Consider the following 20,623-nt stretch of genomic DNA (forward strand, 5'->3'; position numbering starts at 1 on the left):
TCCAGTTCCGGCCCCATGCAGCCATGCCGACCCATTCCTCTTTCTATAAAGCGTCGGGTGAGCAGGTTTAACGGAGAAAATCCATGTACGCAGTTATCGTTACCGGCGGCAAGCAGTACAAAGTCGCTGAAGGTGAATTCCTGAAGATCGAGAAGCTGGAAGTCGCCACTGGCGAATCCGTGACTTTCGATCGCGTTCTGCTGATCGGCAATGGCGACGACGTGAAAATCGGCGCTCCGGTTGTCGATGGCGCCAAAGTGGTTGCCGAAGTGGTCTCTCAAGGCCGTCACGACAAGGTTCGCATCATCAAGTTCCGTCGTCGTAAGCACCACATGAAGCGTCAGGGCCACCGCCAGTGGTTCACTGAAATCAAGATCACCGGCATCCAGGCCTAATTTCCTTTTTGGAGGATTTGACTCATGGCACACAAAAAAGCTGGCGGTTCTACCCGCAACGGTCGCGACTCAGAAAGTAAACGCCTTGGCGTGAAGCTGTACGGCGGCCAGGTCATCAAGGCTGGCAACATCATCGTTCGTCAGCGCGGCACCAAGTTCCACGCCGGCGTCGGCGTTGGCCTGGGCAAGGACCACACCCTGTTCGCGAAAGTGGACGGCGTTGTGAAGTTCGAGGTCAAAGGCGCCTTCGGTCGCAAGTACGTGAGCGTCGTCGCGGCCTAATCGCGATCTCGCTGCAAAAGCCCTGTCTCGCGACGGGGCTTTTTTGTTTCTGACAGCGGAAACTGCGCGTAGCGCCGGCTCCCTGTATCCTTGTGTTCCTTTTTAATTGGCCCGCCACCGTGGCGGGAGGCTTCCTGATGAAATTCGTCGATGAAGTTTCGATCTTTGTAAAAGCAGGCGACGGCGGCAATGGCCTGATGAGTTTCCGTCGCGAAAAATTCATTGAGAAAGGCGGCCCCAACGGTGGCGATGGTGGCGACGGCGGTTCCGTGTACATGGAAGCCGATCCGAACCTCAACACCCTGGTGGATTACCGCTATACCCGTCGTTTCGATGCCCAGCGTGGCGAGAACGGCGGCAGCAAGGACTGCACCGGCCGCAAGGGCGAAGACCTTGTCCTGCCGGTGCCGGTCGGCACCACGGTGATCGATGCCGGTACCCAGGAAATCATCGGTGACCTGACCGTGCCCGGTCAGCGCCTGCTGGTGGCCCAGGGTGGTTGGCACGGGCTGGGGAATACTCGCTTCAAGTCCAGTACCAACCGCGCGCCGCGCCAGACCACCAAGGGCAAGCCGGGCGAGTCCCGCGACCTCAAGCTGGAGCTGAAGGTGCTGGCTGACGTCGGTCTGCTGGGCCTGCCGAATGCGGGCAAGAGCACGTTCATCCGTGCGGTGTCGGCCGCCAAGCCGAAAGTGGCGGATTACCCCTTCACCACCCTGGTGCCGAACCTGGGTGTGGTCAGCGTCGGGCGCTTCAAGAGCTTCGTCGTGGCCGACATCCCCGGGTTGATCGAGGGCGCTGCCGAGGGAGCTGGCCTGGGGATTCGCTTCCTCAAGCACCTGGCGCGTACGCGCCTGCTGCTGCACATCGTCGACATGGCGCCGCTGGACGAGAGCGATCCGGCCGAGGCGGCTGCGACCATCGTCGAGGAGCTGGGGCGCTTCAGTCCGGCGCTGACCGAGCGTGATCGCTGGCTGGTGCTGAACAAGGCCGACCAGCTGCTGGATGAAGAGCGCGAAGCGCGCATGAAAGAGGTGATCCAGCGCCTCGGTTGGGAAGGGCCCGTATTCGTCATCTCCGCCCTGGAGCGCGAGGGGACCGAAGCGCTTTCCCAGGAGATCATGCGTTACCTCGACGAGCGGACCCTGCGCATGGAAGAGGACCCGGCCTACGCCGAGTCGCTCGCCGAGCTGGATCAGCGCATCGAGGACGAGGCACGTGCTCGCCTGCAGGCCCTGGATGATCGCCGTGCGCTGCGTCGTGCCGGTCTGAAGAGTGCCGACGAGGCCGATGACGACGATGATTTCTTTGATGACGAGGACGACGGCGACGGGCCGGAGATCTTCTACGTTCCCTGATGACCGCGCCTTCGGGCGCACCGGATGATCGCCATAGGCTGTGCGCCATGGGCCGCACGGCTTTCTAGCTAAGGTTGGAAGATATGCGGGACAAGGTGACTGGCGCGCAGCGCTGGGTGGTGAAGATCGGCAGTGCTTTGCTGACCGCTGATGGGCGTGGCCTCGATCGCGATGCCATGGCGGTGTGGGTGGAGCAGATGGTGGCGCTGCGCAACGCGGGCGTCGAACTGGTGCTGGTGTCGTCCGGCGCGGTGGCGGCGGGCATGAGTCGGTTGGGCTGGAACACCCGCCCGAAGGCCATGCACGAGCTGCAGGCTGCGGCTGCCGTCGGGCAGATGGGGCTGGTGCAGGCCTGGGAATCCAGTTTTGCCGAGCATGGCCGTGGTACCGCCCAGATCCTCCTGACTCACGACGACCTTTCCGACCGCAAGCGCTACCTCAATGCGCGCAGCACCCTGCGTGCACTGGTCGACCTGGGCGTGATTCCTGTCATCAACGAGAACGACACGGTTGTCACCGATGAGATCCGCTTCGGTGACAACGACACCCTGGCGGCCCTGGTGGCCAACCTGGTGGAGGCGGACCTGCTGGTCATCCTCACCGACCGCGATGGCATGTTCGATGCCGATCCGCGTCACAACCCCGATGCCCAGCTGATTTTCGAAGCGCGTGCCGATGACCCGGCGCTGGACGCCGTGGCGGGCGGTACCGGTGGTGCGCTGGGGCGCGGTGGCATGCAGACCAAGCTGCGTGCAGCACGCCTGGCGGCGCGCTCCGGGGCGCACACGATCATCGTTGGTGGCCGTATCGAGCGCGTGCTGGATCGCCTGAAGAGCGGTGAGCGCCTGGGTACGCTCCTGGCGCCCGAGCGCGGCATGCTGGCCGCCCGCAAGCAGTGGCTGGCCGGCCACCTGCAGACCCGCGGCACCCTGGTGCTGGATGCGGGGGCGGTGAAGGCGCTGCGTGCCGATCACAAGAGCCTGCTGCCGGTGGGTGTGAAGGCGGTGCAGGGCAGCTTCCGTCGCGGTGAGATGGTGGTCTGTGTCGACCCCGAGGGGGGCGAGGTGGCGCGTGGCCTGGTGAACTACAGCGCTCTGGAAGCGCAGAAGATCATTGGGCAGTCGTCCGAGATGGTGGAGAAGCTGCTGGGCTATGTCGGTGAGCCCGAACTGGTGCACCGGGACAACCTGGTCCTGGTCTGACGAGGAGGTGTCATGAGGCTTCTGAAGGGATTGCTGGCGGCCGTGGCCGCGATGCCGTTGCTGGTGGCGGCCGAGGAGATCGGGTCGGTCTCCACGGTGTTCAAGTGGCTGGGGCCCAATGACAAGATCGTCATCGAGGCGTTCGACGATCCCAAGGTGGAAGGGGTGACCTGTTATCTCTCGCGAGCGAAGACCGGTGGCGTGAAAGGTGGCCTGGGTCTGGCCGAGGATCGCGCAGAGGCTTCCATTGCCTGTCGGCAGGTGGGGCCGGTGCGTTTCACGGCTGAGCTGAAGGATGGCGAAGAAGTGTTCAAGGAGCGCACCTCGCTGGTGTTCAAGACCATGCAGGTGGTGCGCTTCTTCGATCGCAAGCGCAATACGCTCGTCTATCTGGTCTACAGCGACCGAGTCATCGAGGGCAGTCCGCAGAATGCGGTGACGGCCATTCCGATCATGCCCTGGCCGAACAAGCCCTGAGTCAACGATGGAAAGCCCGGTTCGCCGGGCTTTTTATTGCCTGGCGGATGTGCAGTGCCAAATCGCGGGCAATAAAAAACCGGCCATCAGGCCGGTTTTTCGTACAAGAACGAGCTTAGGCAGCAGCCTGGCCCAGCGCCTTGATGTGCGCGTTCAGGCGGCTCTTGTGACGAGCGGCCTTGTTCTTGTGGATGATGCCTTTGTCGGCCATGCGGTCGATGACCGGTACAGCAGCGGTGTAGGCTGCTTGGGCCTTGGGCAGGTCCTTGGCGTCGAGCGCCTTGACTACGTTTTTGATGTAGGTACGGACCATGGAGCGCAGGCTGGCGTTATGGCTACGACGCTTCTCAGCCTGTTTCGCGCGTTTTTTGGCAGAAGGTGTATTGGCCACCGTCAAGCTCCTCGGAAACTGGGGGGATACGAACAAATAAGGCCGCGAATCATGCCGATGCACTGTGGCGATGTCAAGGGCGGTTGAGTGCCCTTGCCGTGGCGGGCGACGAGCGTGCAGCGTGATTTCTTCGCTGCGCAGCTCTACACTCGCGCGCTCCGGGGCTGCCCGGGCGTCGGCTTCTGCGGTCGCGCATTCTTTCCTTCGGCCTCCTGGGATGCAAGCTTTTACGTCATGAATCTGCTCAAGTCGCTGGCCGCCGTCAGCTCCATCACCATGCTGTCGCGGGTACTGGGCTTCGTTCGCGACACCATCGTGGCGCGTGCCTTCGGTGCCGGCATGGCCACGGATGCCTTCTTCGTCGCCTTCAAGCTGCCCAACCTGCTGCGGCGGATCTTCGCCGAGGGGGCGTTCTCCCAGGCCTTCGTCCCGATCCTGGCGGAGTACAAGAGCCAGCAGGGCGAGGAGGCGACCCGGACCTTCATCGCCTACGTGGCCGGGCTGCTGACCCTGGCGCTGGCGCTGGTCACGGCGCTGGGCATTCTTGCGGCGCCCTGGGTGATCTATGCCACCGCTCCCGGCTTCACCGACACCCAGGAGAAGTTCGAGCTGACCACCGACCTGTTGCGGGTCACCTTTCCCTATATCTTCCTGATCTCGCTGTCGTCACTGGCGGGCGCGGTGCTGAACACCTGGAACCGCTTCGCGGTGCCGGCCTTCGTGCCGACGCTGCTGAACGTGGCGATGATCGTCTTTGCGGTGTTCCTCACGCCTTATTTCCATCCGCCGGTGATGGCGCTGGCCTGGGCGACCCTGGCGGGCGGGCTGGCCCAGTTGCTGTTCCAGCTGCCGGCGCTCAAGCGCATCGGCATGCTCGTGCTGCCGCGCCTGAACCTGCGCGATACCGGCGTCTGGCGGGTGCTGAAGCAGATGGGGCCGGCGATCTTCGGGGTCTCGGTGAGCCAGATCTCGCTGATCATCAACACCATCTTCGCGTCCTTCCTGGTGGCCGGCTCGGTGTCCTGGATGTACTACGCCGACCGCCTGATGGAGCTGCCCTCCGGCGTGCTTGGCGTGGCGCTCGGCACCATCCTGCTGCCGTCGCTGGCCAAGACCTACGCCAATGACGACCGCACGGCCTATTCCGAGCTGCTGGATTGGGGGCTGCGCCTGTGCTTCCTGCTGGTGCTGCCCTGCGCCCTGGCGTTGGCGCTGCTCGCCGAGCCGCTGACGGTGTCGCTGTTCCAGTACGGCAAGTTCACCGCCCATGACGCGCTGATGACCCAGCGCGCGCTGATCGCCTACGCCGTCGGTCTGCTCGGGATCATCCTGGTGAAGGTCCTGGCGCCCGGCTTCTATGCCCGGCAGAACATCCGCACCCCGGTGCGTATCGCCCTGCTGACCCTGGTGGTGACCCAGTTGCTCAACCTGGTGCTGATCGGGCCCTTGCAGCATGCGGGCCTGGCCCTGGCCATCGGATTGGCGGCCTGCCTCAACGCGGCGCTGCTGTTCTGGCAATTGCGCCGGCAGCGTCTTTTCCTGCCTCAGACAGGCTGGGGTGTGTTCCTGCTCAAGCTGCTGGTAGCGGTTGCGGTGATGGGGGCGGTCCTGGTGCTGGGCGCTGCCTGGCTGCCGGCCTGGGACAGCGGTGGCATGCCCGAGCGTCTGGCGCGGCTGATGCTGCTGGTGGTCGCCGGGGCGGGCAGTTATTTCGCCACCCTGGCGGTGCTGGGTTTCCGCCTCCGCCACTTCGCCCGACGGGCTGTCCGATAGCGGGGTTGTGCCCTCCGGAGAGCGGCTTTGCGACACGTCAGACGTGCCTGTTGTGATGGCGCGGCTGTGCGTATAATCGGCCACTTTGTGAACAAGACGTGTGCTATGCAGCTGGTCCGAGGTCTTCATAACCTGCGGCCCCGATCCGGGGGCTGCGTTGCCACCATCGGCAATTTCGACGGCGTCCACCGGGGGCACCAGGCCATTCTCAAGCGCCTGCGCGAACGCGCGGCCGAGCTGGGCGTACCCAGCTGCGTGGTGATCTTCGAGCCCCAGCCCCGTGAGTTCTTCGGCCCCGATACCGCCCCTGTCCGCCTGACGCGCCTGCGCGACAAGCTCGAGCTGCTGGCTGGCGAGGGCGTGGATTTCGTCCTGTGCCTGGCGTTCAACCGGCGCTTGCGCGAGCTGTCCGCTGCCGAGTTCGTCCATGCGGTGCTGGTGGAAGGGCTGGGCGTGCATCACCTGGAGATCGGTGACGACTTCCGCTTCGGCTGTGATCGCGCCGGTGATTTCGCCTTCCTCCAGGCCGCCGGGGAGGCCGAGGGCTTCACCGTCGAAGCCGCCGCCACCGTCGAACTGGATGGCATGCGGGTCAGCAGCACCCGTGTCCGCGAGGCCCTGGCTGTCGCCGACTTCCCGCTGGCCGAGCACCTGCTCGGGCGGCCTTTCAGCATCACCGGCCGTGTCCTGCATGGCCAGAAGCTGGCCCGGCAGCTCGGCACGCCGACTGCCAACGTGCAACTCAAGCGACGCCGCGTACCGCTCTCCGGGGTCTTCCTGGTCAGCGTGGAGCTGGATGGCCAGCGCCGGCCCGGTGTCGCCAACATCGGCGTGCGCCCCACCGTGAAAGGGGATGGCAACGCCCACCTGGAAGTGCACCTGCTGGATTTCGCCGCGAACCTCTACGACCGGCGTATCAGCGTCACCTTCCACCGCAAGCTGCGCGAAGAGCAGCGATTCGCCTCCCTGGAGGCCCTCAAGTCGGCGATCGACGCGGACGTCGCCGCAGCCCGTGCCTACTGGCAGGGCGCCCACCTTCAATGATGAGCCTGGACTGACATGACCGATTACAAAGCGACCCTCAACCTGCCGGAAACGGCATTTCCGATGAAGGCCGGTCTTCCCCAGCGTGAGCCGGAGACCCTGCAGCGCTGGGACTCCATTGGGCTCTATCAGAAGCTGCGCCAGATCGGTGAGGGCCGCCCCACGTTCATCCTCCACGACGGCCCGCCCTACGCGAACGGCGAGATCCACATCGGCCACGCGCTGAACAAGATCCTCAAGGACATCATCGTCCGCTCCAAGACACTCTCCGGCTACGATGCGCCCTACGTGCCGGGCTGGGACTGCCATGGCCTGCCCATCGAGCACAAGGTGGAGACCACCCACGGCAAGAACCTGCCGGCGGACAAGGTCCGCGAGCTGTGCCGCACTTACGCCGCCGAGCAGATCGAACTGCAGAAAGCCGACTTCATCCGCCTGGGTGTGCTGGGTGACTGGGACAACCCCTACAAGACCATGAACTTCGCCAACGAAGCCGGCGAGATCCGTGCCCTGGCCGAGATGGTCAAGGGCGGCTTCGTGTTCAAGGGGCTGAAGCCGGTCAACTGGTGCTTCGACTGCGGTTCGGCCCTGGCCGAGGCCGAGGTGGAATACAAGGACAAGCAGTCCGACGCCATCGACGTTGCCTTCCCGGTGGAAGACGCCGACAAGCTGGCGGCCGCCTTCGGCCTGGCCAGCCTGCCCAAGCCGGCCGCCATCGTGATCTGGACCACCACCCCCTGGACCATCCCGGCCAACCAGGCGCTGAACGTCCACCCCGAATTCGAGTACGCCCTGGTGGACACAGGCGCTCGTCTGCTGGTGCTGGCGACTGAACTGGTGGAGTCCTGCCTGGCTCGCTACGGCCTCGAAGGCCAGGTGATCGCCACCGCCAAGGGCGAGGCGCTGGAGCACATTCGCTTCCGCCATCCGTTCTACGAGCGCTTCTCCCCGGTCTACCTGGCCGAGTACGTCGAGCTGGGTGCCGGCACGGGCGTGGTGCACTCCGCGCCGGCCTATGGCGAGGATGACTTCCGCTCCTGCAAGAACTACGGCATGAGCAATGACGACATCCTCAGCCCGGTGCAGAGCAATGGCGTGTATGTGGCCGACCTGCCGTTCTTCGGTGGCCAGTTCATCTGGAAGGCCAACCCGGCCATCGTCGCCAAGCTGGAAGAAGTGGGCGCGCTGCTCAAGCACGAGGCGATCAAGCACAGCTACATGCACTGCTGGCGCCACAAGACCCCGCTGATCTACCGCGCCACGGCCCAGTGGTTCGTCGGCATGGACAAGCAGCCCAACCAGGGCGGCACCCTCCGCGAGCGTGCCCTGGCGGCCATCGAGCAGACCCAGTTCACCCCGGCCTGGGGCCAGGCGCGCCTGCACAGCATGATCGCCGGCCGTCCCGACTGGTGCATCTCGCGCCAGCGCAACTGGGGCGTGCCGATCCCGTTCTTCCTGCACAAGGCCACCGGCGAGCTGCACCCGCGCACCGTCGAGCTGATGGAGGAAGTGGCCAAGCGCGTCGAGCAGCAGGGCATCGAGGCCTGGTTCAAGCTGGAGCCTGCGGAGCTGCTGGGCGACGAGGCCGGTGACTACGAGAAGATCCTCGACACCCTGGACGTCTGGTTCGATTCCGGCACCACCCACTGGCATGTGCTGCGTGGTTCGCACCCGCAAGGCCACGCCAGCGGTCCGCGTGCGGACCTCTACCTGGAAGGCTCCGACCAGCACCGCGGCTGGTTCCATTCCTCGTTGCTGACCGGCAGTGCCATCGACGGCCATGCACCCTACAAGGGCCTGCTGACCCACGGCTTCACCGTGGACGAGCGCGGCCACAAGATGTCCAAGTCCCTGGGCAACACCGTGGCGCCGCAGAAGATCAACAACACCCTGGGCGCCGACATCCTGCGCCTGTGGGTTGCGGCCACCGACTATTCGGGCGAGATGGCCGTTTCCGACCAGATCCTGCAGCGCAGCGCCGACGCCTACCGGCGTATCCGCAACACCGCGCGCTTCATGCTGGCCAACCTCAACGGTTTCGACCCGGCCCGCGACCTGCTGCCGCCGGAGCAGATGCTCGACCTCGACCGCTGGGCGCTGGACGCCGCTGCGCGCCTGCAGGACGAGATCCTCGAGGCCTATGGCGAGTACCGCTTCTGGAACGTCTACTCGAAGCTGCACAACTTCTGCGTGCAGGAGCTGGGCGGTTTCTACCTCGACATCATCAAGGACCGTCAGTACACCACCCGTGCCGACAGCGTGGCCCGTCGTTCCTGCCAGACTGCGCTGTTCCACATCACCGAGGCGCTGGTGCGCTGGATCGCGCCGATCCTGGCCTTCACCGCCGAGGAGATCTGGCAGTACCTGCCGGGCGAGCGCAACGAGTCGGTCATGCTGAACACCTGGTACGAAGGCCTGGCTCGCCTGCCGGAAGGGTTCGCCCTGGATGCGGCCTACTGGACCCGCGTCATGGCGGTCAAAGGGGCGGTCAACAAGGAGCTGGAAGCCCTGCGTTCGGCCAAGGCCATCGGTGGCAACCTGCAGGCCGAAGTCACCCTGTTCGGCGACGACGCCCTGCAGGCCGACCTGGCCCGGCTAGGCAACGAGCTGCGCTTCGTGCTCATCACCTCCACCGCTGAAGTCCGCCCGGCGGGCGAGGCGCCGGAGCAGGCCGTGTCCACCGAGGTGCCAGGCCTGAAGCTGCGCATCCTCAAGTCCGAACACGCCAAGTGCGGCCGTTGCTGGCACCACCGTGCGGACGTCGGTACCCACGCGGCGCACCCGGAGCTGTGCGGTCGTTGCGTGGAGAACATCGAAGGCGCCGGCGAGGTTCGCCACCATGCCTGAGGCCCGTTTCGGTCGGCTGGGCTGGCTGCTGCTGAGCGTCCTGGTGTTCCTGCTGGACCAGGGCACCAAGTGGGCAGTGCTGGACCTGATCCCCAAGCACACCCGCATCACGGTGATCCCCGGCTGGTTCGACTGGACCCACGTCTACAACACCGGCGCTGCCTTCAGCTTCCTGGCGGACAGCTCGGGCTGGCAGCGCTGGCTGTTCGCGCTCATCGCCATCGTGGTGAGCGGCGTGCTGGTGGTCTGGCTCAAGCGCCTGAAGGCCGACGAAACCTGGCTGGCCATCGCCCTGGCCGCCGTGCTCGGCGGCGCGCTGGGCAACCTGTACGACCGCGTGGTGCTGGGCCACGTGGTCGACTTCCTCCTGGTGCACTGGCAGGACCGCTGGTATTTCCCGGCGTTCAACCTGGCCGACACCGCGATCACCCTCGGCGCCATCATGCTGGCGCTGGATATGTTCAAGACGAAGAAGTCCGGAGAAGCCGCCCATGACTGAGTCCCTCGCCACCGAGCTGCGTATCGGCCCGGACCGTGAAGTGACGCTGAACTTCGCCATCAAGCTGGAGAACGGCGACGTGGTCGACAGCACCTTCGGCAAGCAGCCGGCCACCTTCAAGGTCGGCGACGGCAACCTGCTGCCGGGCTTCGAGAACGCGCTGTTCGGCCTCAAGGCCGGCGACCGCCGCGAACTGCCCATCAGCCCCGAGCAGGGTTTCGGCCAGCCGAACGAGCAGAACGTCCAGGTCATGCCCCGTGGCCAGTTCCAGGACATGGAACTGTCCGAAGGCCTGCTGATCATCTTCAACGACGCCGCCAACGCCGAGTTGCCCGGTGTCGTGAAGGCCTTCGACGCTGACCGCGTGACCATCGACTTCAACCACCCGCTGGCTGGCAAGACGCTGCGCTTCGAGGTGGAAATCCTGGCGGTTCGCCCGCTCTGATCCGTTTCCCGGCAGGGGAGGGCGGCCGGCAGGCCTGGAGGTAACAAGCATGCAGATCAAACTCGCCAACCCCCGTGGGTTCTGTGCCGGCGTGGACCGTGCCATCGAGATCGTCAACCGTGCGCTGGAAGTGTTCGGCCCGCCGATCTACGTCCGCCACGAAGTGGTGCACAACAAGTTCGTCGTCGAAGACCTGCGCGCCCGTGGCGCCGTGTTCGTCGAAGAGCTGGACCAGGTGCCGGACAACGTCATCGTCATCTTCAGCGCCCACGGCGTGTCCCAGGCCGTGCGCCAGGAGGCCGAGCGCCGTGGCCTCAAGGTGTTCGACGCCACCTGTCCGCTGGTGACCAAGGTGCACATGGAGGTGGCCCGCTACAGTCGTGACGGCCGTGAATGCGTGCTGATCGGTCACGCCGGTCACCCGGAGGTGGAAGGCACCATGGGCCAGTACGACACCGTCAATGGCGGCGCGATCTACCTGGTGGAGAACGAGGATGACGTGGAGCGCCTGGTGGTTCGCAACCCCGAGGCCTTGTCCTTCGTCACCCAGACGACTCTTTCCATGGACGACACCAGCCGCGTGATCGATGCCCTGCGGGCGCGCTTCCCTTCCATCGGCGGGCCGCGCAAGGACGACATCTGCTACGCCACCCAGAACCGCCAGGACGCGGTGAAGCAACTGGCTGACGAAAGCGATGTGGTGCTGGTGGTGGGCAGCCCCAACAGCTCCAACTCCAACCGCCTGCGCGAACTTGCCGAGCGCATCGGCACCCCGGCCTACCTGATCGACGGCGCCGAAGACCTGCAGCAGGGCTGGTTCGCCGGTGTGCAGCGGGTCGGCATCACTGCCGGCGCTTCCGCCCCCGAGGTGCTGGTGCAGGGCGTGATCCAGCAACTGCGCGAGTGGGGCGCCGAGGTAGCGCTTGAGCTGGATGGGCGGCCGGAGAACGTCACCTTCTCGATGCCCAAGGAGCTGCGGGTCAAGGCGATCTAGCACAGACGGAGCCATCCTCCTGCACATCCAGCCGTAGCCGACCTGCACTGTTCAGCACCGCCTTGATGCCCTGTGCCCTCTCAGTCGAGGGGCACAGCGTCAGTGTCCCAGCCTGGAAGGCCCCGTTGAGCAACACTGCCTGGCCGCCTGGGTTATAGCGGACGTAGTTCTTGACGGGCGAGTTGCCGATGAGGCGTATGCGCCCATCGAGTAACTTCCTCATGAGAACTGGCTCGTTCTCGTCCAGGCTGCCGTTGTCGTTTGCATCGATGTAGATCACCCAGCCCATGCTCCAGTCTTCCTCCTGTGCCTGCACGGTGACATGTGTCCCTGCATGAACGGCCTGGCTTCGGGCGAAGCGGATGGATGCTGCCAACTCGTGTGATAACGCTTCGAGCTTGTAGGTTTCAGCTCGTTCGAGCATGGAAGTGCTTAGGCAAATCAGAACGCCCGTGACGCCCAATGCGAACAGCAGCTCGGTCAATGAAATCCCTTTCTGGTACATAGCCGCCTCGGTGGGTTGGTGGATAACCGACCATAGGGGGTGTTCCTGGTTGGGAGAGCTGAAATGCCGGTCAGGCAAGTCCGAGTCCAGGAAGGGAGAGCGGCCTGACGGCCCAATGTCGCCCAGCCAAGTGATTCGACCGTATATCCCTCGCACCGTGGCTGTTGCAGAAGCGCCTCGTATAGTGATCAAACGGTAAATGGAGACAGAGAATGCGCCGTGATAAGCGAGGGTTCACCCTCATCGAGCTACTGGTCGCTGTAGCGCTGATCGGCATCCTTGCTGGCCTCGGAGTACCGGCCTTCAACTCGATGCTGGCGCGCAACAAGGCCGAGACGGATCTGAAGAACCTACAAGGTGCTTTCAATATCGCTCGCCTTGAGGCAATCAACCGAGGCTCTCAGATGGCAGTGGTAGCTACTAATGGCTGGGGTGGCGTTATTGAGATTCGGGAAGGTAGTGGTGCAGATGCAGCTAAGGTTTTTCGTACGATTCCTGGAGTGGCAGCGGGAGGTGTTGTTGCTCCTAGTGGTTCAAATGACAAAGTAACTACTGTCATATTTGATAGCCTTGGTGGTCTCGATACCCCGAGTGGCTCAATTCAGTTTAATTACAGTCAGGGCGGATACACCGGTACAATAAGTGTGTGTGCGGCTGGTCGAGTTGTTCTGGGGAGCTGTCAATGAAATATGGCAAAGCAATTCTTTCGCGTGCCCAGTTTGGAGTTAGTCTTATTGAAGTGATGGTGGCGCTATTCATTATGGCAGTTGGTTTGCTAGGTGCTGCCGCCATGCAGTTGAATGCACTGAAATACACGGACAGCTCTCGTTATCGTACGCAAGCTACATTTATAGCCTATGACATGCTTGACCGGATTCGGGCGAACGCAGATGCAACGGTATTACCCACCTATGCCTTAAGCTCTTTAACTGCTTCTGCAGCTTGTTCAGGTGCGTGCAAGATTGATATAGACGACTTCAAAAGCAACATTGGAAGTACGCTGCCTGACGGTGCTTCAGGTTCTATCTCTGTAGACAAGAGCCTTGTGCGTATCATGATCGCTTGGCCTGAGGGACGTGCGGGTGGGCGCGATGATTCTGGCAACGATAATCAGGGATCCATTAGTGTCTCAAGTCATGTGGTCGTCAAGGTAGGAGCATGAAATGAGGCGTACAGAACGTGGTATTGGGTTGGTCGAGATACTGATTGCACTTGTGCTTGGCTTGGTTGTTGTCTTGGGTATTACCCAGATTTTTGTTTCCTCGAAGCGGTCTTTTGTCATGCAGGATGCTTCTGCACGGATGCAAGAGGACGCCCGGTATGCTCTAACTAGGATAACTCAAGATATTCGAGCGGCAGGTGTATTCGGATGCTTTCCTGTGGCAAGTATAACAAATGCACCTTCTGAATTCGGTGCCCCTGTTTCGTGGGCAGATCCCGTGCTTTCCCTGGTAACGTCAAGACCTTCCTCTGGGAATTCTGCAGTAACTGGTGCTGCTTGGGCTGTGCATACGGACTGTAAGACAACAGCTGTAGTGAAGAGTGATGGCAGTAATCCTGCATTAGGCAGTATAGCAATACCAATTGATTTCATTCGGTATAAGCTCGAGGGCGGGGGTCTTAAGGTTTCGAAGGGTGTTACAGCAAATTATCAGGATTTAATTGGTGGGGTCAAAGTTTTTGAAATAAAATTTGGAGTTAGCGCCGGGGCTTCTGATACATATGTGGGTAGCTATGTAGAGGCTGGCGCTGCAACGCCTGCGAATATCCGTAGCGTGCGAGTCAGAATAGTTATGGATGGTGGGGGTAAAGTGAAGGATCAAGAATATATAGTGGTGGCTGCCTTGCGTAATAGGTTGCTTTAGGAGGGATGGCTATGTTGTACAAGGTTAAGTACAAAGAGCGAGGTATGGCCTTGCTTGTGAGTCTGATTTTTCTCCTGCTGTTAACTGTGGTTGGTGTAGTAGCAATGCAGGGAGCCGTTCTGCAGGAAAAGATGGCGGGTAACACTTCTTCTAAGAACGTCAGCTTTCAGCAGAGTGAGGCTATATTGCGTACTGCGGAGGCCTTTATTGCCAATGAGAATAATGCTACTGATCTCGCAACAGGGTGTTTGGCATGTTCGGGTAATGGCTGTAGTGTTCCCGATTGGAAAAAGGCAGTGGTCGCTGGTAGCTCTATTTGTGGGGCTTGGAAGAGCGTTTCTGAGTTTAATGGTTTTTATCAGATACAGAATTTGGGTACTGCCACCAGTCCCTTAGGCTTGCCAAACGGAGATACCGCCACAATGTATCGTATTACCGCAGTTTCTTCCTCGGGCGGTTCGACGACAGCGTTGGAGAGTATTTTTGCTCGGAATTAATGGCGGAATTTAAAATAATTTATCAGGTGTGTCATGAAGAAGTTATTGAGTTTTTTGTCCGGCTTTGTCCTGATGGCGTACGTGTCTTCGCCAACCTACGCCTTTACGCCGTTGCAAGCTCCTATATTGAGTACTGCGGCTGTCACGCCCAACGTAATGGTGATGATCGATAATTCGGGCAGTATGGACAGTATCATTTGGCATAGCGGCTATGATGATTCAGTGACTTATTCGACTGCTTATTACTGTCGGGCATATGGGTGGCGCGGCTGTTCCGACTGGCGCGAAATTGACGCAGGCGCTAGTTTCAGACCCAACAGCGTAGTTCAAGGTAACTGCCCTAATGGGCAGCGCCTCTTCAACAGAAATGGTGATAGGTGCATATTAATGCCTGACCCGGTAGGAGGGAACTCAACGCGCTTTGATGGGAATTATCTCCGTTATTTAATAGAGAAGAATATTCCTAATTCGAGTATTCCTACAGACTATCGCATGAATGTTGCGCGTGAGGTCACTAAGAGCATCGTTACCAATAATCGCGGTCTGCGTTATGGGCTTTTCAGTTTTAACGTTAATAGCAACCAAGCTGGTGGTTCTTTGTTGCGGGATGTCAGTAGTTTTGATAAGGCCGATGGCGTTTCGGCTGCGCAGGCGCAGGCTAATTACAACGCTTTCATTACTGCCGTGGATGGGTTGAGCTCTAAGACCTGGACGCCGTTGGCCGAGGCTTATTACGAGATTACTCGTTATTTTCGAGGCATGACTCGTTATCAGGGGTCAGGTGCTGGCAACTACACAAGTCCAATTCAATATCGCTGTCAGCGTAACTTCGGTATTGTTGTAACTGATGGTTTGCCAACTTATGATAGAACTTTTCCCACGAATGACCCGCTGCGGGACAATCCGAAGGTGGCAGGGGGTAATAATCTGCCTAACTGGGATGGTGTAAATAACGATGGCAACAACCTGAACGGCGATGGTGAAGGCGATACACTTTATCTAGATGATATCGCGCAGTTTGCTTATGAAGTTGACCTTCTTGACGGTAGTACCACGGATAAAGCAGGAAAAAGTTTCAACGACTCCTCTTTTCCAAAGCAGAATCTAACTACGTATACTGTCGGTTTCGCAACAAATAATGATATGTTGCGTGATGCTGCGGCTCATGCTGGTGGTACATATTACACAGCTAACAATGCCGACCAATTGAACGCCAGTCTCAGTAGTGCAATCAACGAAATCTCTGCAAAAGCCGGTTCTGGCGGTGCTGGTGCTTCCAGTTCGGCAACGCTGACTACGGAGACGTATTACTACAAAACTCTTTACGATCCGAAGGATTGGCGCGGAACCATTGAGGCCTATAAGCTGGACCCTTCAACAGGACGTGCAGGCAAGGTGCCCAACTGGACGACGGATGCGACCCTCGTCTCCGCAACTAATACCGCACTTTACGAAACCTTCAGTAATGGCAAAGCAGTGGGGCTTTCGTATAGCAACCTGACAGCTGCTCAGAAGGCTGTGCTTGATGGCTCTGTCACGTCACCGTTGAATGGTTCCTCACTGATCGAGTGGTCAAAAGGTGTCTCGGTCTCTGGCCTAAGAGCTCGCTCAGTACTGTTAGGCGATATCATCAACTCTTCCCTTGAACGTCTATCTCCAGCAGATAAACTAGCCAGCACTATCGCTGGAAGTGCTTCTTATGATACCTACTTGGCAACTAAGGCGAAGAGCATGACCAGTAGTTTGTTGGTTAACTCGAATGACGGGTTCTTTCATGTCCTCAATGCTACGACTGGACAGCATCGTTATGCCTATATGCCCACTCCTGTTTTTCCTTCGCTAAAGATTATTGCTGCCACTGACTATGCAACCAGTGGTTCGCACCGTTTCATGGTGGATGGCCAGATATCCGTTGCGGATGTCGAATTGAACGACAGTTGGGCTACCTTGGCCGTCGCAGGAATGGGGGCGGGTGGTAAAGGTATGTTTGCAGTCAAGCTCTTCGGGGCAGATGGAAACAATACACCTGGCGCCCTGTGGGAGATATCTGCTCCCGCTGTTTCCGACAAATCGAACCAGTGGAACGATCTTGGCCTGACCTATTCAAAGCCTGTTGTTGCGAGAATGTCGGATAATAAATGGGTCGCGATATTTGGTAATGGCTATGGCAGCTTTGATGGCAAGGCTGCGCTTTATGTGGTCGATGTCAGCGATGGCTCTTTGATCAAGAAGATCGTTGTTGATGAAAATAAGGTGGGGGATTCCGGTTACAGTGCGTCTGGGAACGGTCTTTCTTCACCTCAAGTGGTATTGAACGCTCAGAACCAGATTCAGGCTGTCTATGCGGGAGACTTGCGGGGCAATCTCTGGAAGATAGATATTGATAATTCTTTGTCAAAGAAGCTTTTCTCCGCAGGCGATGGACATCCTTTCACGGCAGCGCCGCTTGTTGTTGAAAAACCAGCAGAGAAGGGGTCCACCAGTGAGGGTTATTTGGTGCTCATTGGTACCGGAAAGCTGAGCGAGGCCGCAGATAAAACGGATAAAAGTCGGCAGGCTTTTTATGCGATTTGGGATAAGCCGAGCAGCGTCGCTACCGTAACAGTGGGAGATCTGTTGCCGCAGAGTATTGCTGGTGAAACCACTTTAAATGGAGAGACTTATTTTACCACTAGCAAGTCAATTATCGATTGGGCCAAGTATAAAGGATGGTATTTGCCTCTGGTTTACAATAATGTCGATCAGGGGGAGCGTGTTATCTATCCGGCGCAAACAACACTAGGAAGGGTCGTTTTTGTGACGGCGAAGGTTGAGGCCAATGACCCTTGCGAAAGTTCAGGTAGTGGTCGCCTTGTGGAGCTGGATCTCCTCTCGGGAGCAATGCTGACCTACCCGGTTCTTGACACTAATGGTGATGGTCGCGTTAATGATGATGATGCGCTGGTTGGAGGGGTTAATATTTCGGGAGGGCTCCCTGGTCTACCAGTAATTGTAGATAAGGGGGCGGATAAGCCCACTCAAACTAAAATTATCCTGCTGTCCAGTGGTGCGACTAAATTTATTGATGAAAAGGCCCGTAATACAGGTATCTCGCGCCGCATCATGTGGCGACAGTTGCAGTGAGTGAGAGTCGATAATGAAAGATAATGGTTTTACTTTGATCGAACTTTTGGTGGCTGTTGCGATAGCCGGTATTCTGGTGGCTATAGTTTATCCAAGCTACATTGAGTATACCTACAAAACTCGACGAGCCGAGGTGGCTGCACTTTTAATGGAGGCGGTTCAAATTACTGAGCGACAGTACTCTCAGAGTTCAAGCTATGATGACGCTAAAACAAAAATTCCTACGCAAAGTCCTATGGGTGGTGCGACTAAGCTTTATGATATTCAACTCGTAACGGACACTAGTGATACTTTAGTTAAGGGCGGTTACGTGATCAAGGCTACAGCTGTCACCACCGGTTCTATGGCAAAAGATGTTTGTAAAGACATGAGCATCGATGGACAAGGTACACGCTTGCCTGACGATGAAAAATGTTGGCGCCGTTGAGTTTCTGTTCAACCAACGAGGGGACCTAGGTCCCCTTTTTAGTGGGGTAGGTGATTGTGCAGTGCATCGTAGTTGGGGCCGGCGTGTTGGGCCTTCTCAGTGCTCTTCAATTGGTTGAGGCGGGCTGGAAGGTCACCTTGGTAGAGCGTTCAACCACTGGACGCGAGGCCTCCTGGGCTGGAGGCGGAATTGTATCCCCCCTCTATCCCTGGCGTTACAGCGCTGCGGTGACGGCCTTGGCTCATTGGTCGCAGGATTTCTACCCAGGCCTCGGGGAGAAACTGCTGAAGGCCACTGGCCTGGATCCGGAGGTGCACACCACCGGCTTGTACTGGCTGGATCTGGATGACGAGACCGAGGCTCTGGAGTGGGCGCACCGTGAAGGGCGTCCGCTTCACGCAGTGGACATGGCTTCCGTGCACCGGCAGGTGCCGCCCCTGGGAGCAGGGTTCGAACGGGCCATCCACATGCCTGGGGTGGCCAACATCCGCAACCCGCGCCTCGCGCAGTCACTGCGTGCTGCACTTCTGGCGCTTCCCAACGTCACGCTCCATGAGCAGGCGGGAATCGACAGTTTCATCGTCGAAGGGGAGAAGGTAGTCGGCGTCAGGATCGGCCATGAAGAACTCCGCGCCGACCGCGTGGTGCTCTGCGCGGGTGCCTGGAGCGGCGAGCTGCTCGCAACGCTCGGCCTCTCGCTGCCGGTCGAGCCGGTAAAGGGGCAGATGATCCTCTACAAGTGCGAGCCGGGCTTCCTGCCCAGCATGGTGCTGGCCAAGGGACGCTATGCCATCCCGCGCCGGGATGGTCACATCCTCGTGGGCAGCACCCTGGAACATGAGGGTTTCGACAAGACGCCTACCGACGTGGCGCGGGAGAGTCTCCAGGCTTCTGCGGAGGAGCTGATTCCTGCGCTGGCGAAACAGCCCATCGTCGGGCACTGGGCGGGATTGCGGCCGGGCTCGCCCGATGGCATCCCGTTCATCGGACCGGTGCCGGGGTTCGAGGGGCTCTGGCTCAACTGCGGTCACTACCGCAACGGGCTGGTTCTGGCGCCGGCCTCCTGCCGGCTGTTGGCGGACCTCATGCTGGGGCGCGAGCCGATCGTCGACCCCACCCCCTACGCGCCCAGCGCTCGCCTTTGACCTGCCTGGGGATCAGTCGATCCCCAGTTTCTTCAGCCTGTAACGCATGGAACGAAAGGTCAGCCCAAGACGCTGGGCTGCTGCCGTGCGGTTCCAGCGGGTCTCTTCCAGGGCCTGCATGATCAGCTTGCGCTCGATCTCCTCGAGGTAGTCCTCGAGGTTGTCGATCTTGGCGAGGTCCGCCTCGCCGCCTTCTGCCGCGCCAGCAGCCTCGGTGAAGCGCAGGTCATGGGGCTGGATCTGGTCGTTTTCGCACAGGGTGTAGGCCCGCTCGAGCATGTTCTCCAGCTCGCGCACGTTCCCGGGGAAGCGGTAGGTCTTGAGCTTCTCCAGCGCATCACGGGTAAGGGTCGCGGCCGGCAGCGAGCAGGCTTCGGCCAGGCGCTTGAGCATCACGTCCGCCAGGCGGGGAATGTCTTCGCGGCGCTCACGCAACGGCGGCACCCCCAGTTCGATCACGTTGAGCCGGTAGAACAGGTCCTGGCGGAATCGCCCGGCAGCCACCTCGGCAGCCAGGTCCTTGTGAGTGGCACTGAGGATGCGCACGTCCACCACCACTTCCTGCTGGCCGCCGACGGCGCGTACCGCCTTCTCCTGAATGGCCCGCAGCAGCTTGACCTGCATGGGCAGCGGCAGGTCGGCCACTTCGTCGAGGAACAGGGTGCCGCCGTGGGCAGCCTGGAACAGGCCCTGCTTGTCCTCGATGGCTCCGGTGAAGCTGCCTTTCTTGTGGCCGAAGAACTCGCTCTCCATCAGCTCCGATGGAATGGCACCGCAGTTCACCGGCACGAAGGGGTGACTGGCGCGCGGGCCTTGCTCATGGATGAGTCGTGCGACCAGCTCCTTGCCGCTGCCCGACTCGCCGCTGATGTAGACGGGCGCCTGGCTGCGGGCGAGCTTCTGGATCTGGTTGCGCAACGCCCGCATCGGGGGCGATTCGCCCAGCAGGCGGCTGTCGACGCTGGCTTCTTCATCCGACTCGCCGCTGCGCAGCCGCAGGGCAGTCGCCACCAGCTCGCGCAGACGGCCAAGGTCCACTGGCTTGGTCAGGAAGTCGAAGGCTCCGGCCTTGAGGGCATTGATGGCAGTGTCCAGGCTGCCGTAGGCCGTGATCATGGCCACCGGCACCTGGGGGTGCCGCTGCTGGATGTACTGCACCAGCTCCTGCCCGGTGCCATCGGGCAAGCGCATGTCCGTGAGGCAGAGGTCGAACGGTTCGCGGGCCAGCCACTCGCGGGCCTCCTTGACGTTGCGGGCGCTGCGGGTATCCAGCTTCATCCGGCCGAGGGTGATCTCCAGCAGTTCGCGGATATCGGGCTCGTCGTCGACGATCAGGGCTCTCTGTCGGGTCATG

At 60.4% G+C, this 20,623-nt stretch carries 21 protein-coding genes; 18 read left to right on the forward strand and 3 right to left on the reverse strand.

Translation table 11 applies throughout. The features are described from left to right. Nucleotides 1-83: 83 nt before the first annotated feature. The 5 genes from rplU to PotMrB4_RS05390 all read left to right on the forward strand — a co-directional run bounded on the left by rplU (nucleotide 84) and on the right by PotMrB4_RS05390 (nucleotide 3,714). Nucleotides 84-395: a 50S ribosomal protein L21 gene (gene rplU, locus PotMrB4_RS05370; protein WP_044410409.1), complete on the forward strand. Its 312-nt coding sequence runs from the start codon at nucleotides 84-86 to the stop codon at nucleotides 393-395. A 24-nt stretch (nucleotides 396-419) separates the two neighbouring features. Next, nucleotides 420-677: a 50S ribosomal protein L27 gene (gene rpmA / locus PotMrB4_RS05375; protein WP_044410405.1), complete on the forward strand. Its 258-nt coding sequence runs from the start codon at nucleotides 420-422 to the stop codon at nucleotides 675-677. 137 nt (nucleotides 678-814) lie between these two features. Beyond that, on the forward strand, nucleotides 815-2,035 hold the full coding sequence (gene cgtA, locus PotMrB4_RS05380) for an Obg family GTPase CgtA (RefSeq protein WP_044410402.1): 1,221 nt from the start codon (nucleotides 815-817) through the stop codon (nucleotides 2,033-2,035). An 83-nt stretch (nucleotides 2,036-2,118) separates the two neighbouring features. Then, entirely contained in the window at nucleotides 2,119-3,237 is a 1,119-nt protein-coding gene (proB, locus tag PotMrB4_RS05385) for a glutamate 5-kinase (RefSeq protein ID WP_044410399.1), read from the forward strand. A gap of 12 nt (nucleotides 3,238-3,249) precedes the next feature. Further along, on the forward strand, nucleotides 3,250-3,714 hold the full coding sequence (locus PotMrB4_RS05390) for a CreA family protein (protein WP_172432720.1): 465 nt from the start codon (nucleotides 3,250-3,252) through the stop codon (nucleotides 3,712-3,714). Nucleotides 3,715-3,829: 115 nt separating this feature from the next. Here the strand turns inward: PotMrB4_RS05390 and rpsT are convergent, their stop codons facing one another. After that, nucleotides 3,830-4,105, reverse strand: a complete 276-nt coding sequence (rpsT, locus tag PotMrB4_RS05395) for a 30S ribosomal protein S20 (protein WP_028629627.1) — start codon at nucleotides 4,103-4,105, stop codon at nucleotides 3,830-3,832. Between the two features lie 234 nt (nucleotides 4,106-4,339). On the opposite strand from rpsT, the gene murJ reads away from it, so the two are divergent. The 6 genes from murJ (at nucleotide 4,340) to ispH (ending at nucleotide 11,707) form a co-directional block, all read left to right on the forward strand. Next, nucleotides 4,340-5,878, forward strand: a complete 1,539-nt coding sequence (murJ, locus tag PotMrB4_RS05400; RefSeq protein ID WP_172432721.1) for a murein biosynthesis integral membrane protein MurJ — start codon at nucleotides 4,340-4,342, stop codon at nucleotides 5,876-5,878. 105 nt (nucleotides 5,879-5,983) lie between these two features. Continuing rightward, complete coding sequence (gene ribF / locus PotMrB4_RS05405; protein ID WP_172432722.1) at nucleotides 5,984-6,922, forward strand: bifunctional riboflavin kinase/FAD synthetase; 939 nt, start codon at nucleotides 5,984-5,986, stop codon at nucleotides 6,920-6,922. A gap of 15 nt (nucleotides 6,923-6,937) precedes the next feature. Further along, nucleotides 6,938-9,769 carry an isoleucine--tRNA ligase gene (ileS, locus tag PotMrB4_RS05410; protein WP_172432723.1) on the forward strand — a complete coding sequence of 944 codons (2,832 nt, stop codon included), beginning with the start codon at nucleotides 6,938-6,940 and terminating at the stop codon, nucleotides 9,767-9,769. Next, nucleotides 9,762-10,268, forward strand: a complete 507-nt coding sequence (gene lspA / locus PotMrB4_RS05415) for a signal peptidase II (RefSeq protein ID WP_074972991.1) — start codon at nucleotides 9,762-9,764, stop codon at nucleotides 10,266-10,268. The genes ileS and lspA overlap by 8 nt, the downstream gene beginning before the upstream one ends. Next, nucleotides 10,261-10,713, forward strand: coding sequence for an FKBP-type peptidyl-prolyl cis-trans isomerase (locus PotMrB4_RS05420; protein WP_044410376.1), 453 nt, complete (start codon nucleotides 10,261-10,263; stop codon nucleotides 10,711-10,713). The genes lspA and PotMrB4_RS05420 overlap by 8 nt, the downstream gene beginning before the upstream one ends. A gap of 49 nt (nucleotides 10,714-10,762) precedes the next feature. Beyond that, nucleotides 10,763-11,707, forward strand: a complete 945-nt coding sequence (ispH, locus tag PotMrB4_RS05425) for a 4-hydroxy-3-methylbut-2-enyl diphosphate reductase (protein WP_044410372.1) — start codon at nucleotides 10,763-10,765, stop codon at nucleotides 11,705-11,707. On the opposite strand, the gene PotMrB4_RS05430 is transcribed toward ispH, so the two are convergent. Further along, nucleotides 11,694-12,212 carry a GspH/FimT family pseudopilin gene (locus PotMrB4_RS05430; RefSeq protein ID WP_172432724.1) on the reverse strand — a complete coding sequence of 173 codons (519 nt, stop codon included), beginning with the start codon at nucleotides 12,210-12,212 and terminating at the stop codon, nucleotides 11,694-11,696. The two genes, ispH and PotMrB4_RS05430, sit on opposite strands and share 14 nt — an antisense overlap. 212 nt (nucleotides 12,213-12,424) lie before the next feature. Between PotMrB4_RS05430 and PotMrB4_RS05435 the strand changes: the two genes are divergently transcribed. The 7 genes from PotMrB4_RS05435 to thiO are packed head-to-tail and all read left to right on the forward strand — an operon-like array spanning nucleotide 12,425 to nucleotide 19,269. After that, nucleotides 12,425-12,898: a GspH/FimT family pseudopilin gene (locus PotMrB4_RS05435; protein ID WP_172432725.1), complete on the forward strand. Its 474-nt coding sequence runs from the start codon at nucleotides 12,425-12,427 to the stop codon at nucleotides 12,896-12,898. Then, nucleotides 12,895-13,374, forward strand: a complete 480-nt coding sequence (gene pilV, locus PotMrB4_RS05440) for a type IV pilus modification protein PilV (protein ID WP_172432726.1) — start codon at nucleotides 12,895-12,897, stop codon at nucleotides 13,372-13,374. Before PotMrB4_RS05435 ends, pilV begins: the two co-directional genes overlap by 4 nt. Before the next feature lies 1 nt (nucleotide 13,375). Continuing rightward, a complete protein-coding gene (locus PotMrB4_RS05445) occupies nucleotides 13,376-14,077 on the forward strand; it encodes a PilW family protein (RefSeq protein WP_172432727.1) in 702 nt (233 codons plus the stop codon). An 11-nt stretch (nucleotides 14,078-14,088) separates the two neighbouring features. Beyond that, entirely contained in the window at nucleotides 14,089-14,574 is a 486-nt protein-coding gene (locus PotMrB4_RS05450) for a pilus assembly PilX family protein (RefSeq protein ID WP_172432728.1), read from the forward strand. Between the two features lie 33 nt (nucleotides 14,575-14,607). Beyond that, nucleotides 14,608-17,697: a pilus assembly protein gene (locus PotMrB4_RS05455; protein WP_172432729.1), complete on the forward strand. Its 3,090-nt coding sequence runs from the start codon at nucleotides 14,608-14,610 to the stop codon at nucleotides 17,695-17,697. 13 nt (nucleotides 17,698-17,710) lie between these two features. Next, a complete protein-coding gene (locus tag PotMrB4_RS05460) occupies nucleotides 17,711-18,124 on the forward strand; it encodes a type IV pilin protein (RefSeq protein WP_172432730.1) in 414 nt (137 codons plus the stop codon). Between the two features lie 50 nt (nucleotides 18,125-18,174). Then, nucleotides 18,175-19,269, forward strand: a complete 1,095-nt coding sequence (gene thiO, locus PotMrB4_RS05465) for a glycine oxidase ThiO (protein WP_172432731.1) — start codon at nucleotides 18,175-18,177, stop codon at nucleotides 19,267-19,269. Nucleotides 19,270-19,281: 12 nt separating this feature from the next. Here thiO and PotMrB4_RS05470 read toward each other — a convergent pair whose 3' ends face one another. Next, nucleotides 19,282-20,622 carry a sigma-54-dependent transcriptional regulator gene (locus PotMrB4_RS05470; protein ID WP_044410357.1) on the reverse strand — a complete coding sequence of 447 codons (1,341 nt, stop codon included), beginning with the start codon at nucleotides 20,620-20,622 and terminating at the stop codon, nucleotides 19,282-19,284. Nucleotide 20,623: the final 1 nt, after the last annotated feature.

The sequence above is a fragment of the Metapseudomonas otitidis genome, from assembly GCF_011397855.1.
Classification (GTDB): domain Bacteria; phylum Pseudomonadota; class Gammaproteobacteria; order Pseudomonadales; family Pseudomonadaceae; genus Metapseudomonas; species Metapseudomonas otitidis.

What these genes read in the sequence shown, in the direction of transcription:
- rplU (WP_044410409.1), top strand. Translation starts at nt 84, where the DNA reads ATGTACGCAGTTATCGTTACCGGCGGCAAGCAGTACAAAGTCGCTGAA.
- rpmA (WP_044410405.1), top strand. Translation starts at nt 420, where the DNA reads ATGGCACACAAAAAAGCTGGCGGTTCTACCCGCAACGGTCGCGACTCA.
- cgtA (WP_044410402.1), top strand. Translation starts at nt 815, where the DNA reads ATGAAATTCGTCGATGAAGTTTCGATCTTTGTAAAAGCAGGCGACGGC.
- proB (WP_044410399.1), top strand. Translation starts at nt 2,119, where the DNA reads ATGCGGGACAAGGTGACTGGCGCGCAGCGCTGGGTGGTGAAGATCGGC.
- PotMrB4_RS05390 (WP_172432720.1), top strand. Translation starts at nt 3,250, where the DNA reads ATGAGGCTTCTGAAGGGATTGCTGGCGGCCGTGGCCGCGATGCCGTTG.
- murJ (WP_172432721.1), top strand. Translation starts at nt 4,340, where the DNA reads ATGAATCTGCTCAAGTCGCTGGCCGCCGTCAGCTCCATCACCATGCTG.
- ribF (WP_172432722.1), top strand. Translation starts at nt 5,984, where the DNA reads ATGCAGCTGGTCCGAGGTCTTCATAACCTGCGGCCCCGATCCGGGGGC.
- ileS (WP_172432723.1), top strand. Translation starts at nt 6,938, where the DNA reads ATGACCGATTACAAAGCGACCCTCAACCTGCCGGAAACGGCATTTCCG.
- lspA (WP_074972991.1), top strand. Translation starts at nt 9,762, where the DNA reads ATGCCTGAGGCCCGTTTCGGTCGGCTGGGCTGGCTGCTGCTGAGCGTC.
- PotMrB4_RS05420 (WP_044410376.1), top strand. Translation starts at nt 10,261, where the DNA reads ATGACTGAGTCCCTCGCCACCGAGCTGCGTATCGGCCCGGACCGTGAA.
- ispH (WP_044410372.1), top strand. Translation starts at nt 10,763, where the DNA reads ATGCAGATCAAACTCGCCAACCCCCGTGGGTTCTGTGCCGGCGTGGAC.
- PotMrB4_RS05430 (WP_172432724.1), bottom strand. Translation starts at nt 12,212, where the DNA reads ATGTACCAGAAAGGGATTTCATTGACCGAGCTGCTGTTCGCATTGGGC.
- PotMrB4_RS05435 (WP_172432725.1), top strand. Translation starts at nt 12,425, where the DNA reads ATGCGCCGTGATAAGCGAGGGTTCACCCTCATCGAGCTACTGGTCGCT.
- pilV (WP_172432726.1), top strand. Translation starts at nt 12,895, where the DNA reads ATGAAATATGGCAAAGCAATTCTTTCGCGTGCCCAGTTTGGAGTTAGT.
- PotMrB4_RS05445 (WP_172432727.1), top strand. Translation starts at nt 13,376, where the DNA reads ATGAGGCGTACAGAACGTGGTATTGGGTTGGTCGAGATACTGATTGCA.
- PotMrB4_RS05450 (WP_172432728.1), top strand. Translation starts at nt 14,089, where the DNA reads ATGTTGTACAAGGTTAAGTACAAAGAGCGAGGTATGGCCTTGCTTGTG.
- PotMrB4_RS05455 (WP_172432729.1), top strand. Translation starts at nt 14,608, where the DNA reads ATGAAGAAGTTATTGAGTTTTTTGTCCGGCTTTGTCCTGATGGCGTAC.
- PotMrB4_RS05460 (WP_172432730.1), top strand. Translation starts at nt 17,711, where the DNA reads ATGAAAGATAATGGTTTTACTTTGATCGAACTTTTGGTGGCTGTTGCG.
- PotMrB4_RS05470 (WP_044410357.1), bottom strand. Translation starts at nt 20,622, where the DNA reads ATGACCCGACAGAGAGCCCTGATCGTCGACGACGAGCCCGATATCCGC.